The organism is Sphingobacterium sp. UBA1897, assembly GCF_002337775.1.
GTDB classification, from domain to species: domain Bacteria; phylum Bacteroidota; class Bacteroidia; order Sphingobacteriales; family Sphingobacteriaceae; genus Sphingobacterium; species Sphingobacterium siyangense.
This window is the reverse complement of the sequence record NZ_DDGR01000018.1, coordinates 657,492-673,058: the sequence shown is the minus strand read 5'-3', so window position 1 is coordinate 673,058 and position 15,567 is coordinate 657,492. Positions and strand designations below refer to the sequence as shown.

General features: G+C 41.5%; 12 protein-coding genes. 6 read left to right on the top strand and 6 right to left on the bottom strand.

What is annotated here, in order from left to right:
* Window positions 1–86 precede the first annotated feature (86 nt).
* Together B4N43_RS10920 and B4N43_RS10915 are read right to left on the bottom strand one after the other, a co-directional pair.
* A complete protein-coding gene (locus B4N43_RS10920) occupies window positions 87–1,328 on the bottom strand; it encodes a cation:proton antiporter (RefSeq protein ID WP_088163023.1) in 1,242 nt (413 codons plus the stop codon).
* A gap of 3 nt (window positions 1,329–1,331) precedes the next feature.
* On the bottom strand, window positions 1,332–1,811 hold the full coding sequence (locus B4N43_RS10915; protein ID WP_046672804.1) for a cation:proton antiporter regulatory subunit: 480 nt from the start codon (window positions 1,809–1,811) through the stop codon (window positions 1,332–1,334).
* 524 nt (window positions 1,812–2,335) lie between these two features.
* Between B4N43_RS10915 and B4N43_RS10910 the strand changes: the two genes are divergently transcribed.
* Both B4N43_RS10910 and B4N43_RS10905 read left to right on the top strand, forming a co-directional pair.
* Window positions 2,336–5,365, top strand: coding sequence for a SusC/RagA family TonB-linked outer membrane protein (locus tag B4N43_RS10910; RefSeq protein ID WP_286734626.1), 3,030 nt, complete (start codon window positions 2,336–2,338; stop codon window positions 5,363–5,365).
* A gap of 13 nt (window positions 5,366–5,378) precedes the next feature.
* Entirely contained in the window at window positions 5,379–7,001 is a 1,623-nt protein-coding gene (locus B4N43_RS10905) for a RagB/SusD family nutrient uptake outer membrane protein (protein WP_286734625.1), read from the top strand.
* 48 nt (window positions 7,002–7,049) lie between these two features.
* On the opposite strand, the gene B4N43_RS10900 is transcribed toward B4N43_RS10905, so the two are convergent.
* A complete protein-coding gene (locus tag B4N43_RS10900) occupies window positions 7,050–7,832 on the bottom strand; it encodes an MBL fold metallo-hydrolase (RefSeq protein ID WP_286734623.1) in 783 nt (260 codons plus the stop codon).
* 114 nt (window positions 7,833–7,946) lie between these two features.
* Here B4N43_RS10900 and recJ point away from each other — a divergent pair, with 114 nt between their 5' ends.
* The 3 genes from recJ to B4N43_RS10885 all read left to right on the top strand — a co-directional run bounded on the left by recJ (window position 7,947) and on the right by B4N43_RS10885 (window position 12,074).
* Complete coding sequence (recJ, locus tag B4N43_RS10895) at window positions 7,947–9,647, top strand: single-stranded-DNA-specific exonuclease RecJ (protein ID WP_070560747.1); 1,701 nt, start codon at window positions 7,947–7,949, stop codon at window positions 9,645–9,647.
* Between the two features lie 155 nt (window positions 9,648–9,802).
* Window positions 9,803–10,537, top strand: coding sequence for an LPS export ABC transporter ATP-binding protein (gene lptB, locus B4N43_RS10890; RefSeq protein ID WP_028072074.1), 735 nt, complete (start codon window positions 9,803–9,805; stop codon window positions 10,535–10,537).
* A gap of 22 nt (window positions 10,538–10,559) precedes the next feature.
* Window positions 10,560–12,074 carry a GH3 auxin-responsive promoter family protein gene (locus tag B4N43_RS10885; RefSeq protein WP_070560751.1) on the top strand — a complete coding sequence of 505 codons (1,515 nt, stop codon included), beginning with the start codon at window positions 10,560–10,562 and terminating at the stop codon, window positions 12,072–12,074.
* Between the two features lie 191 nt (window positions 12,075–12,265).
* Here B4N43_RS10885 and B4N43_RS10880 read toward each other — a convergent pair whose 3' ends face one another.
* Window positions 12,266–12,424, bottom strand: coding sequence for a hypothetical protein (locus B4N43_RS10880; protein WP_157698580.1), 159 nt, complete (start codon window positions 12,422–12,424; stop codon window positions 12,266–12,268).
* A 324-nt stretch (window positions 12,425–12,748) separates the two neighbouring features.
* Between B4N43_RS10880 and B4N43_RS10875 the strand changes: the two genes are divergently transcribed.
* Window positions 12,749–13,819: a branched-chain amino acid aminotransferase gene (locus B4N43_RS10875; RefSeq protein ID WP_046672808.1), complete on the top strand. Its 1,071-nt coding sequence runs from the start codon at window positions 12,749–12,751 to the stop codon at window positions 13,817–13,819.
* A 145-nt stretch (window positions 13,820–13,964) separates the two neighbouring features.
* Here the strand turns inward: B4N43_RS10875 and miaA are convergent, their stop codons facing one another.
* Window positions 13,965–14,885: a tRNA (adenosine(37)-N6)-dimethylallyltransferase MiaA gene (gene miaA, locus B4N43_RS10870; RefSeq protein ID WP_286734621.1), complete on the bottom strand. Its 921-nt coding sequence runs from the start codon at window positions 14,883–14,885 to the stop codon at window positions 13,965–13,967.
* A gap of 46 nt (window positions 14,886–14,931) precedes the next feature.
* Window positions 14,932–15,525 carry an IS1096 element passenger TnpR family protein gene (locus B4N43_RS10865; RefSeq protein ID WP_070560757.1) on the bottom strand — a complete coding sequence of 198 codons (594 nt, stop codon included), beginning with the start codon at window positions 15,523–15,525 and terminating at the stop codon, window positions 14,932–14,934.
* Window positions 15,526–15,567 lie beyond the last annotated feature (42 nt).

Below are 15,567 nucleotides of genomic sequence, written 5' to 3'. Positions count from 1 at the left end.
TCATAAACAAAAAGGGATGATACATTACCGTATTATCCCTTTTTGTTTATGATAAGTCATATAAGACTCTCTCTTATCTAGAAAGTCTAAGTGGTCTGCTTATTTTCTAAATCACTCAACTTTTTCAAAGGCTTGGAGCTATTGGTATCCGCACCGAAAAGTAATTTCCACAGATTACGGGACTCTTTGGTCAATAGTGGGGATACTATGGAAAGAATGAGCACATATACAACCACAAAGGATTGAATAACGGGCAATAAAGCCCCTGCTTTACCAATGTTTGCCATGATAATGGAAAACTCTCCCCGCGCAGACAAGGTAAAGCCAATATCAAAAGAAGTTTTAGGTTTCATGCCCGAAAATTTAGCTGCAAAATACCCCGATGCAAGATTACCCATCACCGTCACCAGTGCTGCAATCGAAGCCCAAAATACAGCTCCCCCAAGTGACATAATATCAATAGACAATCCGAAACTAAAGAAAAACATTGCCCCAAAAAAATCTTTATAAGGCAGTACCATCGATTCAATCTTTTTGATGTATTGCGAATCTGCCAACACCAAGCCAGCCATCAACGCCCCAATAGCCTCCGCAACATGGATGGTTTCAGAAAAACCTGCTACAATAAACAGTAAGGCAAAGATGATCAATATAAATAGTTCAGAAGTTTTCTCCTTCAATAAGCGATCAATCGCAGGCACCAGTTTTCTGCCCAAAATCAAAAAGGCCAATATAAATCCCAAGGCCAGTAAGGACGTTCCTGCTACCGTCCAAAACGAACTGCTTCCTGTCAGTATCAAGCCTGAAAGGAAAGAGATATGCATCGCTATAAACAGATCATCGAACATAATCATCCCCATAATGACCTCAGTCTCCGGGTTGGCCGTACGTTTGAGATCTGTAAGAACCTTTGCGACAATGGCCGTGGAAGAACTTGTCATGATACCGCATAAGACCATCATCTCCTTAAATGGCATATCCATTAGCCATCCGATCAACAAGCCTGAAGTAAAGTTCAATAAGACGTAAATTGTCCCGCCGGTCACAATTGCTTTACCGGATTTAATAAGGCGATTGACCGAAAACTCAAGTCCCAAGTAGAACAGCAGGAATAATACACCCAACCGTCCCATGAAATCTATAAAGGGTTTACTTTCTGTAAATGTTAAATCCACCAGACCAACCTGCGGAGCGTGCTGTCCCAAAACCATTCCTATAATAATGAAAAATGGAATAACAGAAAACTTAAGCTTATTGGCTATTAGGCCAACAATGGCAACAAGTCCTACAGCGATTCCAATTTCCAGTATTAAGGTATGTGATAGCATAAATTACAGTAAAATTTCCTTCAAAAGTTTAATATTATTCTTCTTTCCAGCAATGACAAGTGTGGTGCCTGGGCTAATCAAATAAGACGGTCCTGGATTGATAACCGTATCATCATCCCGTATGCCAGCAATAATCGATGCACCTGTTCGTTGACGAACTTCCAGCTCTCCAATTGTCTTTCCGGCCCCCTCATTTTTGCCTTCCACTTTGTACCATTCAATGCGTAAATCGTCCAAAGCAACTTCAATTGTCTCCAAAGCTTTAGGCTTGTAGGACAAACCACCGATAATACCCGCAATCTGCCGAGATTCATCGTCATTGAGTGTCATGACGCAACGTGACTCATGTTCCTCGTCATCATAGCGATAAAGTTCCCGTCTGCCATCGTCATGGATAACAACAACCATATTGTCTCCCGCATCGGTTTCAATTTGAAATTTTTTTCCAATTCCAATCAGATCGGACTCTCTTACAATAGACATAATCTTCTATTTAAATAAATACTAATAATATAAGCTTCATAACGTTGTTTACAACAATTACGAAAACAAGCTAAAGGTTCTTTCTAACAAAAAACAAAGACTTTTAGAAAAAACAGCATCAGCCCTTAGCTACTAAAACACAAATTTACCCAAAAAATCAATCTTAAACGAATCCGCTGGTATCTGACGGGATGGGCTACAAAGACCAAATTACCCCAAAATACTAAAAAAAGAGCAGAAAAACGACCCTTTTAACCGATTTCATCCCTTTTTTCGACGTATGGCATCTTGATGACACAACTGAACAACATAAAAGCGCTCGACGCACACATGTTATTAACGATCGGAATTCCTAGCCGAACAAATCAGCTTCCATTAGCTCCAATTTTTCATTACAAAACCCCATTTCTATAACGTTTTCGTAGTTCGTGCAATCGTTTGTTCCAAGAAGCAATAGAATTGCCAACGCTTTATTTCTTTATAATTGCCGCATTAAACACTTACTGAATCTAAATTACACACCTATGGTCAAAAAGAGTCATCTCATCCTGCTGACACCATTATCAATTTTGTCATTAGCGGCACCTATTTACGGGGTAGCAAATCCACGTAATTTGGTTGCAATAACCAGTCGTTCACCCTTCCAGCAAGCCGTCTCCGGAAAGGTCGTTGACGAAACGGGGAAACCAATAAGCGGTGTTACTGTTTCTGAAAAAGGTAAAGCAGCAGCAACTACAACCAATCAAGACGGTATCTTCTCACTGAACGTCAGTTCAAAAAGCGCCATCCTAACATTTAACTCGATCGGATTTACGGCGAAAGAAGTTCCCGTATCACAAGCAGCACAAATAACCTTGACAAAATCCGAGGATGTTTTGGATGAAGTTGTGGTCGTAGGTTATGGTAAACAGAAAAAGAGCGATTTGACAGGAAGTATCGCTACAGTGGAAGCAAAATCCCTGGAACGAATAAATTCACCGAATGTTGTCGATAAACTTCAGGGTAAGATTTCCGGTCTGGCGATCAATTCCGGTTCGGCCAAACCTGGCGAAACAGCTTCTATCAATATCCGCGGTGAGAACTCGATCTCCGCGTCCAATGCCCCCCTAATTATCCTGGATGGAATTCCTTTTAGTGGTTCCCTGGGTGATATCTCTTCCAATACAATTGCCAGTATCTCGGTACTGAAAGATGCTTCATCCACCGCAATCTATGGTTCAAGAGCTGCAAATGGCGTTATCCTCATCACCTCAAAAAAGGGTGCCGCAGGGAAAGCACGCATCAATTACAACGGCTATTTTGGGGTTCAAAGTGTAGAACGCCGCCTTAAATTGATGAACGGCCCACAGTACATCCAATTTATGCGTGATTACCAGGCTTCGAAAGGAAAAACCGGCGATCAGCTCAACCCAGAAAATTATCTTTTTGCCAACGTATTAGAACAATACAAAAAAGGGGAAGAAGTTAATTGGCAGGACGAAGTATTCAATAGTGGCGCTCCCATTCAGGAACATCAACTCAGTTTTTCGGGTGGAACGGATAAATCCGATTATTATGCATCCGTAAGCTACCTAAATCAAGATGGTTTGGTAAAAAACACGCCCTACGAAAGATATAATGTCAATCTAAACCTCAACCAAAGTTTAAGCTCTTGGTTAAAGCTAGGAATGACCATGCAGGCTTCTCAAGGGAACCGTGACGGCGTACAGCCTAACCTTGAAAGTGTTGTAAAACTTTCCCCTTACAGTAAAAACCGTGATGCCGATGGCACTGCTGTAACGTACCCGATGTACGCACAAACCTTGTGGGCACACCCTTTCGCAGACGAAAAAGGCCAGTGGGATCAGACCAGAAGAACGGTCTATGCGAATACTTGGCTTGATGTAAAACTTCCTATTGAAGGATTAAGTTTCAAAACCACCTTCGGAACCAACTACCGAAATATTAACGAAAACTCCTACTATGGCTCAAATACGGTCACAGGACGCGGCGTGAATGGTACCGGATCAATTTACAATGAGCATTTCTGGGACTGGACCTGGGAAAATCTCTTGACCTATGACCGTACCTTTGGTGACCATAAGATCAATGTCGTGGGCCTCTATTCTTCCCAGAAAACAAATTTGAAAACTTCAAAAATGAATGGAGACGATTTTGTATCAGATGCCGGATATAACAACATGGCTTCTGCCTCTAAAAATCTTAAGATCGAATCCAACCTTCAAAATACAGCGATGATTTCCTATATGGGAAGAATCAACTATGCCTTTAAGGATCGCTACCTATTAACCTTAACAGGTCGTTCAGACGGTTATAGTGCATTTTCTGTAAACAACCGATATGCATTTTTCCCATCCGTTGCAGGAGCCTGGGTGGTTTCTAAAGAAGGGAATGTGCAGGACTATTTCGACTTGTTAAAACTTCGTGTTTCTTATGGTAAAAATGGAAATCAGGCCGTATCACCTTATCAAACTTACGACCGTCTGACCAACGTCGATTATATTTATGGTCTTGATCCAGTCAAAGGACTTGTGATGAATTTCAATGGACGTGGAAGCAATCTAACGTGGGAAACGACAGCTTCATTAAACCTTGGTTTGGATTTTGGGATTCTCAAAAATAGACTTTCAGGAACGATCGACTACTACTCCTCAAAAACATCGGATCTTTTATTAAGTGAACAGGTCCCTGTCATGAACGGCTATAACACCATTTTGACCAATATCGGTGAAACTTCCAACAAAGGGATAGAAGTTACCTTGAATGCCATACCTGTCAAAAATGACAATTTCCAATGGAATGTAAATACAACCTTTGCTTATAACAACAATAAAATCACCAAACTGCGTGCTGACGGAAAAGATGATTTGACCAATGCCTGGTTAATCGGAAAGCCTATCCGTATTTTCTACGACTATAAAGTCATTGGTGTATGGCAAGAGGGCGACGACATCGCAAACTCCTATCAACCTAAAGCGAAACCTGGCGATGCCAAGTTAGCAGACCTCAACAACGACGGTAAAATCGATGCCAATGACCGTACCATGATGGGGAACAAAATATCACCTTATACGCTCGGTATAGGCAATGATTTCACGTACAAAAATTTCTCCCTGTCGTTCTTTATGAATGGGGCATTTGGTGGAACGAAAATAGATGATTTCAAAAACATCGAACGTTTCTTACCTAACAACGGCGCCAATTATCTTGCTGACATGCCTTACTGGACACCGGAGCGTACAAACACAGACATCCCATCCCCTGGATACACGCCAGTAAACAACCATACGTATTATATCAATTCATCCTATTGGCGAATTAGGGACTTTAGCTTGGGCTATACCTTTGATGGCGATTTTCTAAAAAGATTGAATCTCTCTTCCATTAAAGCATTTATTAATGCCCGTAACCTCTATACATTCTCCAAAATCAAAGGTTACAACGTAGAGGCATTGAGCGTAAGTTCGACCACAGGTAATCCAACAACGACAAATATTGCCAGTCCTTATCCTGTTGCGAGAACATTCTCATTGGGAGTAAATGTCCAATTCTAAACACATCAAGATCATGAAGAAAAGAAATACAACTTTATATACAATGCTAGCTGGCCTAAGCTTACTTTTTACAGGCTGCAGCAAGAACTTCTTAAATGAAGACACCAGCAGCTTTCAGTCACCTGATAATACCTATATTAATACCAAAGGCTTCGAAACTGGACTAAACGGTTTATACTCTTATGCCCGCATGGAATTCCTGACCTGGAACGGTAGCATCTTTTCCCAAGGAGCAACTCCACAGGAGGCGCTACAGGTCGGAACAGATATCGTTGCTATCAAAACCACAGGTACAGACGCTACATTGGCTCCATTCAGCAATTATACGCTAAATCCTGCTTCCTCTTATGTCCGCAATTATTGGAAATATGCCTACGGATTTATTGGCAATACCAATACCATCCTCGAGGCTTTAAAAAAGGATGGTATTAGCTGGACAGACAAGGACAACGATCCAAAACGTGTGGAAGCAACGGCTCGTTTCTTCCGTGCCTACAGTTATCGCTATTTAGTCAACCTGTACGGCGATGTGCCTTGGGTGGACAAAGTATCCGAAACACCCCGTCGCGATTTCACACGTACACCGAAAGCTGAAATCTTGACGCACATGATTGAAGACCTTAGGTATGCAAGTGAAAACCTGCCCGACAATCCAGGAACAATTCAGGAAGGTAAATTGACGAAATGGGCTGCTTTACACTACCTGGCAGAAGCATATATCGAAGCTGGGCAGCCAGATTTAGCTGCAGAAGCTGCCAACAAAGTTATTCAAAGTGGTTACTTTAAATTGAACGATCAACGTTTTGGCGCCGAAAAAGATAAACCCGGGGATTATTTCCACGATATGTTTATCGAAAACAATCAAAATCGCGGTTCTGGCAATCAAGAAACGATCTGGGCCATCCAATTGGAATACAATACACAAGGGGGCGGCGACCGCTACACGGATTGGAGTAAACGTGCCTGGGTACCTTTCTATTCGCAACAAAAAGGATTTGCCTTGGCCGACTCACTTGGTGGAAGAGGTCTTGGGCACGTACGCCCTTATCAATGGTGGCTGGATAGTTATGAAAAACAAGATGTCAGAAATTCATCTTTCAATATCAAACGCGATTGGTATTACAACGATCCGTCCGTCCTTGAACTTTATGGCAAGAAGATCGAACTTACCGACGCCATCAAAGAATCAGGCAATGTATTCCCGACAACAACCAAATTTTTCTACGGAAAGACAGCTGTTGACCCTGCATTTGAAGGAAATATGAAGGACCGTGTGAAAGTACGTTTGGCAGAAACTTACCTGCTATTGGCTGAAGCATACTGGCGCGCCAATAAACCGGCACAAGCTAAAGACGCCATCAATGCTGTCCGCGCCCGTGCAAAGGCGTCATTAATCGATGCTACAGCAATCAATGCTGATTTGATTCTCGACGAACGCGCCCGGGAGCTTATTGGTGAGGAAATGCGCCGTATGACCCTTGCCCGTTTTGGTGAGGACATCTTTTTACGTCGCGTGCAAACATTAAACACACAATCAAAAAATGTGGTGAAAAAAGAATTTATTCTTTGGCCTATTCCACAAGAAGTTATCGACAGTAACACTGGTGCAGCCTTCCCGCAAAATCCGGGATACTAAACCTTCCAAAAACCTCCATGTTCCCAAAAGGTCATGGAGGTTTTTCCTTTATGACTTTGCGTCAACTAGCTTATAGGTTCCATCTTCCCGGATCTGACTACGGCCAATGGTTATATTTTTAGAATGATAAAACAAAAAAATCCAGCCCGCTGGCGCGCCTTCTGCCCAATACTCCTGACGCAAGAATTTGGAGCGCCGACCATCGAAATCATATTTGGCGACATAATTATGGAAAATTTCTTCAGGCTCAGGTAATACATCTCCGCCAAAGAAATAGTGCTGATCATCCGTTTGAATATGAAATGCCTGATGATGTGCGGTATGTCCACCATTGAGCGCATAGCTGATTTCATCATTTATTTTTCCTTCACCTTCCACCAGTACCAAATTTCCACTGCGTTGAATCACATCAAAAATCTCGGTCCTGTATGAACTGGAGATGCCTGAATAGGCGTCTTCCCATTCGCCACGCTGAACAATATATTCGGCTTCAGGAAATGCGATACGTCCTGTTCCGTTTTCAAATGTGACCATCCCACCGGCATGATCCTTATGAAGATGGGACATCAGTACATATTTTACATCTTCGGGTCTAAAGCCAGCCTTACGGATATTATGATGCAGCTGTAGCACAGCACTGTCATCCGTATAGCCAAGGCCGGTATCACAGAGAACAAGCCCGGAATTAGTTTGGATCAAGAAGGGATGGACATGGATAAACATCGCCCCCGGTCGGTCCTTAGGGTCGTCTAGAAGTGGGTCAAAGGGAATAAATTTTCTACTCTTGTCTACGGAAAAAGAACCTTCATATAAAGAATAAGCCTGCACCATATTTAAAACATTGGGAATATGCACGTTAAGCAACAGCGGATCAATACCGGGTTTAGGAATTAGGTAAGTCCAGCCTTAAAACGTATATTTACACTTAAAATATTGTGCAAAGATATGCAAAAAAGGTGGGTACTAAAATCTAAAACTGATGTCAAAATAACCAACAAACTGCGCGAGGAATTAAACATCAACACTGTATTGGCAGAGTTGCTCGTGAGCAGGGGAATTGAGACTTTTGACGAATCAAAGCAGTTTTTTAGACCTCAATTATCGGATTTGCACGATCCATTTTTGATGCGGGACATGGAGAAAGCCATCACCCGTATTATCCAAGCCATCGGCAACAAAGAAAAAATTCTGATCTATGGAGACTATGACGTAGACGGTACCACAGCGGTAGCCGTTGTTTATAGTTTTTTCAGGGAATTTCATAGCCAGCTGGAGTTTTATATACCAGACCGCTATGCCGAAGGTTATGGCATCTCTACACAAGGCATCGACTATGCCGCAGCAAATGGTTTCAGCTTAATTATTGCATTGGACTGTGGTATCAAGGCAGTCGATAAAATAGATTACGCAAATAGCAAAGGAATTGATTTTATCATTGGCGATCACCACCTTCCCGGTGAAGAACTTCCTAAAGCTTATGCCGTATTAGACCCCAAGCGTGCAGACTGTGAATATCCCTATAAAGAACTTTCAGGTTGTGGAATCGGCTTTAAGATTATTCAGGCTTTTATATTGACCAATGGCATGGATATCAATGCCTGCTATCAGTTTCTAGATCTTGTGGCCGTGAGTATCGCTTCGGACATTGTTCCAATTACCGGTGAAAATAGAATACTCAGCCACTTTGGCCTTATTAAACTTAATACGAATCCCTGCGTCGGACTAAAGGCACTGATTGATTTATCAAATAATCGAACGAAGATCTTTACAGTTAACGACATCGTGTTCCAGATCGGCCCACGCATTAATGCTGCGGGCAGAATAGACCATGCCAAAGACGCCGTCAAGCTTTTGATTTCCAAATCGCTACAAGAAGCCAAAGACTTCAGTTCGAGCATAGACGATCAAAATAATGTCCGTAAAGATTTTGATCTCAAAATAACAGAAGAAGCGCTGGCACTCATTGAGGACAATGCCCTACTTAAAAGCCGCAAATCCACGGTATTGTATAAAGCCGACTGGCACAAAGGTGTCATTGGTATTGTAGCTTCCCGCCTGACCGAAAAATATTACCGTCCGACGATTATATTGACCGAAACAAATGGTCATATTGCAGGCTCCTGCCGTTCGGTACTGGGTTTTGACTTGTATGAAGCCTTAAGCGAATGCGCCGATCTATTGGAACAATTTGGCGGTCATAAATATGCTGCCGGATTAACGATGTCCTTAGATAATGTCACCCTATTCCAAGATCGTTTTGAGGAAGTGGTATCGCGACGTATCAGTCCTGAAATGCTGACCCAAGAAATTTTGATCGATGCTAAGCTAGCGTTGAAGGATATAGATGCTAAGTTCTTCCGTATTCTCCAGCAGTTTGAACCTTTCGGGCCCCAAAATGAATCTCCTATTTTCCTCAGTAAAAAGGTAAATGCAGTAGGACAAGCTTTTATTGTAGGCACCAATCACCTCAAGATGACCGTTGTTCAAGAAGACTCTCCTTCATTTGACTGTATCGGTTTTGGACTGGCAGAACATATCACACATATCAATTCCGGACAAAGTTTCGACATCTGTTACAGCATTGAAGAGAATGTGTGGCGCAACAAAAGAAACTTACAGCTAAACATCAAAGGGATTAAGTATTAGTATTGCAATAGTAAGAAGATATTAAATATATTTACACAAGATTTGGTCAGGCATAAAACCCTCATACTGGATTAGATACCAGGCATGAAAGAACGGTGAGGGTTCTTAAGTAGTCCTATTGAACAGATACATATAACACAAGACACTCCACGAAGATGATTTTAAAGGCAGAACATCTCATAAAAAAATATAAGCAGCGAACCGTTGTCAACAATGTTTCCTTCCATGTGGAACAAGGAGAGATTGTCGGGTTATTGGGCCCCAATGGGGCAGGAAAAACGACCTCATTCTATATGATTGTTGGTCTGATCAAGCCCAATGAAGGCAAAGTATTCCTCGACGATCAGGAGATTACGCAGGATGCGATGTACCAACGTGCCCAACGTGGGATAGGTTACCTCGCTCAGGAAGCATCCGTCTTTCGGAAGCTCTCCGTAGAAAACAACATCCTGGCTGTATTAGAAATCCACTATCCAAATAAAGAAGAACGTTTGGCAAAACTGGAAGAACTACTCACAGAATTCAGCCTACACCGTGTCCGCAAAAACAGGGGTGATTTGTTATCCGGTGGTGAGCGTCGACGTACCGAAATTGCGCGAGCATTAGCTGCAAATCCATCTTTTATACTTTTGGATGAACCTTTTGCAGGGGTTGACCCAATCGCCGTAGAAGAAATTCAGACGATCGTAGCCAAGCTCAAAACCCGTAATATCGGCATCTTAATTACCGACCACAACGTACAGGAAACCCTATCTATTACGGACAGGGCCTACCTCCTGACCGAAGGAAAGATTATGCTGACGGGTACACCTGAGGAAATTGCAGATAATGAGCTTGCCCGTAAATTTTATCTCGGTAGACATTTTGAATTAAGAAGGAAAAAATTTTAAAGATTAAAGAATCTCTCCCCCTATGGCCTTATTAAACTCCATTTTTACTTGGTTCATGAAAAAAAGAATTCACCAGATTGAACTTTTCATGAAATACCCACACGATGTACAAGAAGAATGGTTTCAGAGTTTAATTGCCACTGCTGAAGCTACTGAATGGGGAAAAAAATACGATTATACAAGTATATTAACGCCCGAAATCTTCAAAGAACGTGTCCCTATACAGGACTATGATGATATTAAGGGCTACGTTGATCGCATGATAAAAGGCGAACAGAATATCTTGTGGCCTTCTGATATCAAATGGTTTGCCAAGTCCTCAGGCACCACATCTGACCGTAGCAAATTTATTCCCGTTAGTGAGGAAGCACTCGAAGAGTGTCACTTCCAGGGCGGTAAAGATATGCTTACAATCTATTGTCATAATAGACCCGAAAACCGCGTATTTACGGGAAAATCTGTTGTTATTGGTGGTTCTTCACAAATCAACAATTTCAGTCCGGATTCCTACTACGGCGATCTTTCATCAATCCTCATCCGTAACCTTCCTTTCTGGGCAGAATTTAAGCGAACGCCCAATATGGAGGTTACTTTAAACCCAAACTTTGAAGAGAAAATTGAGCAGATTGCCCAAATTACACTCAAAGAAAACGTAACGAGCCTAGCTGGCGTACCGACATGGAATATTGTTATGGCCAAGCGTATTCTTGAGATTACAGGCAAAGACAACCTATTGGAGGTATGGCCAAATCTAGAGTTTTATGGGCATGGCGGAGTGAGCTTCAAACCTTATCGCGAGCAATTCCAAAAATTGATCCCTTCTGACAACATGTATTATCTAGAGAATTATAATGCCTCAGAAGGATATTTTGGTTTACAAGATCAATCGGATTCGGAAGATCTTCTGCTTATGCTAGATTATGGTATTTATTACGAATTCTTACCTACTGAGCGAATGCACGAAGAAAATCCGTCAACCTTACGTTTGGATCAGGTGGAGCTTGGCAAAAACTATGCATTGATCATTTCAACGAATGCTGGTTTGTGGCGTTATAAAATCGGAGATACCATCAAGTTTACATCATTATCCCCTTATCGTTTTCAGATCTCCGGACGTACCAAACAATACATTAACACCTTTGGCGAAGAGGTTATTGTTGACAACGCCGAACAGGCCCTGGCCGAAGCGAGCAAGTTGACACAGGCACGTATAAAAGATTATACCGCTGGACCTGTCTATTTTAAAGATGCCGAAGCCGGAGCACATGAATGGGTGATAGAATTTGAACAACAACCCAATGATTTTAGGCGTTTTTGTGAAATATTGGATGCTAAACTCCGTGAAATCAATTCGGATTATGACGCCAAACGTTTTAAGAATATGGCCCTACGACCACCTATTGTACACAATGCGCCCGAAGATACGTTCTATAAATGGATGAAATCAAGAGGTAAGCTAGGTGGACAAAATAAGGTTCCAAGATTGAGCAATAGTCGCGAATATCTCGACCCGCTGTTGAAAATACTAGCCGAATAATACGGCATACAGACTAAAATATTCCGCACATTGACCGAATAATAGGGGGTCTCCGGCTGGAGATTAGCCAAAATTTTTGGATTCCCTTATTTTGGCTAATCTCGTATTGCTGAATTTTGTTGTTTTAAAGAACCGCTGTGAGTTCGTCTAATTGGTAAGCTCAAGAAAGCTTAGACTATAATGGAGGTTTGTTAAGGTTTAATTGCCGTTTTATATAAAAAAACAAAAAAACCAAGGATAAAATTCATAGAAATACCTTTCTTCTGAACTTCAACTTCACCCTGTAACACTGAGCGATTGTCGCCTGATGTTACTTCACTACTTTTGTTAAGACTGTGAGTCAATTCCATACTAAGTTTATTTTTATGATAAGTGATTTTATAGCGTTACTGCGGACCAAAAAGCCCATCTATAGGACCGCATTCTTTATAGCCAAACTTTATGCCATAATATGAAATAACGGCGTTAATTAATAAATACTTAACACATTTAATTATTAATACAGTCCAGCCGAGAAATATGAAGTAAAATTCTTCCATTTCAAAAAAAGTGTAGTAAAATAGGGAACAACTGTCCGAAATAAAAGGCATATCGAAGCGGGTAAATTATCCGGGTACAGGTGCAACTTATATTTCATTTTTTTCCTAACTTAGCCTAAGTAATTAAAAAATAAGATGAACGCGACAGAGAACTATTCAATTCGCGTAGAGCCAACTCAAAATTCAAGACTCTCGCAAGTAGATTTCGACAATCTAAAATTCGGAAAGATTTTATCCGACCACATGCTGGTCGCAAACTATGATGACGGTGAATGGAAAGATGTCAGCATCGTCCCTTATGGAGATATCAGTATTAGTCCTTCGATGTCCGCTTTACATTATGGTCAAGCGATCTTTGAAGGAATCAAGGCTTATAAATTTGCAGATGGAACAGTGAGTATCTTCCGTCCGGACAGAAACTGGGAAAGATTCAACAAATCTGCCGCACGTCTTCAAATGCCGGAGGTACCTGAGGAGATTTTTATGGATGGCCTAAGCAAACTATTGGACATCGACCGTAACTGGATCCCGGCAAAAGAAGGTTCATCATTGTACATCCGTCCTTTTATGTTCGCAACAGAAGCAGCATTAGGTGTACACCCTTCAAAGTCATACAAATTTATCATTATCACTGGCCCTGTAGGCGCATATTACAGCAAAGCAATCAGCTTAAAAGTTGAGACCTATTATACGCGTGCAGCAGAAGGTGGTGTTGGCTTTTCTAAAAATGCAGGTAACTATGCATTATCGCTTTACCCTACACAATTGGCCAATGATGAAGGTTATGACCAAATTATGTGGACAGATGCTTCTGAACATAAATATATTGAAGAAGCAGGTACGGCAAACCTTATTTTCCGCATTGGAGATACGATTATTACACCACATGGTGATACGATCTTACACGGTGTAACACGACGTACAATTATGGAATTGGCGGAGAAATGGGGTTATAAAGCCGAGCAGAGAAAGGTATCTATTCAAGAACTAATTGACGGTATTAAAGCCGGTACAGTAACTGAAGCTTTCGCAGCTGGTACTGCAGCCACAATTACGGATATCAGCCGTATCGGTTTTGAAGGACAAGATTACCACTTGCCACCAGTAGAGGGCCGCGAGTTTTCAAATCGTGTTTTGAATTACCTCAACGACTTGCGCTATGGCAAAGTAGAAGATCCATTCGGATGGAACTATTTAGTAAAGTAATTTCCAAAATGAAATAGAAAAGCCTTTGTTATTAATAACAAAGGCTTTTTTTATGGCCTATATACGTTATGCATACCTTGAAACGCGGTCTATATACCTCGTCTGAACCTTCGAGGATAACATCTAGTTCACTGCTGCTAGATCCTTAGGAATGCTCTCCTGTCAGCTCCTTTTGAATAAAATCAATTATAGCAGCTGTCTCCTGGGATTGAAACCAGTGCGTATTACCATATTTTTTAAACCATGTAATCTGTCGCTTGGCATAACGTCTCGAATTTTGTTTGATTTTTTCGGTCGCTTCCGTCAAAGACTGCTTGCCATCGAGATAATCAAACAACTCAGCATAGCCAACAGTGAGCAATGCAGGCTTCGTTCTGAAAGGAAGTAAAGCTTTCACTTCGTCCAGTAAGCCATTTTTCATCATCAAATCTACACGTAAATTGATCCTTTCATACAAGTTCGCCCGATCCATATTCAAGCCAATGGTAAGGATATCAAAAGGTCTTTTCTCGACATCTTTCTTATGGTAAAATGACATCGGTTTACCAGTCTCCTCAAAAACTTCAAGCGCCCGTACGACACGTTGCGGATTATCGATGTCTGCCGTTTCAAAATATGCAGGGTCAATACTTTTCAACCGATCTTTTAAGGCCTCCAATCCCAATACTGCAAGTTCATGATTAAGTCGTTCACGCACTTCATCCCCCGCCTTGGGCAGATCATCCAATCCTTCGCACAGGGCCCGTACAAACAGGCCCGATCCACCTACCATAATTACGACGTCATGCAATTGAAATAGTTCTTCTAGTTTCAGTAAGGCCTCACGTTCAAAATCGCCTGCAGAATAATCCTGCGTGATGGAGTGTGAATCAATGAAATAATGAGGAGCAGCAGCAAGTTCCGCTGGATCTGGTTTAGCTGTACCAATAGACATTTCCCGATAGAACTGACGAGAATCAGCAGAAATTATCGCTGTTTTAAAATATTGCGCCAATGAAATAGCCATTGTAGTCTTACCAACAGCAGTTGGCCCCACAATGGCTATCAATGTTTTTTTATTTGCCATAATATAGCACTTCACAGGCTGAAAAGAACCTGTAAAGTCTTGTTAATTAATATTCGTCTTCGTAGCCGTTGGATTCTTCACGCTCTTCACCTTCTTCGCCCTCTTCCTCATCGTCACCATCACTGTCGAAGCCATCCAATTCGTCTTCATCATCGACGCCATATTGCGTATCATCTTCCTCTACATAATCGTCCTCTTCAACCGAATCTGACACGGGGAAATTAGCCGCAGTCATAGTTTTGGGAACCTGCCCCATAGACTTAAACAGCGCCGGATAGTCTTTTCCATCCTCTTCCTTCAAGATCTTGATCAATTCAACCTGGAAATCATAAGGACGATCAAAATTGTAAACGTAGTAAAATTTCTGATGTGGATCATCAATAAACTTACTTAAACGGATATTCTCCATCAACAATACCTCAGCATCTTTTTTACGTTGTGTAGGCTTGAATGCAATCTCCGTTCCCTTTTTCCACTGATCATTGCTCACATAGAACGAGGAAGATGCATCCGCAGCATAACCTGTTGATTTATGGATTTCCTCATGCAGGTCTATAAATGTACTTTTAGAAGGCATGTCGATCTCACGATATACATCTTCATAATCCTCAAAAGTAACTCTAAATCTATAAATTGCCATCTCTGCTATTTTCTTCTTTTAACCCTCTAAAATTAATACTAT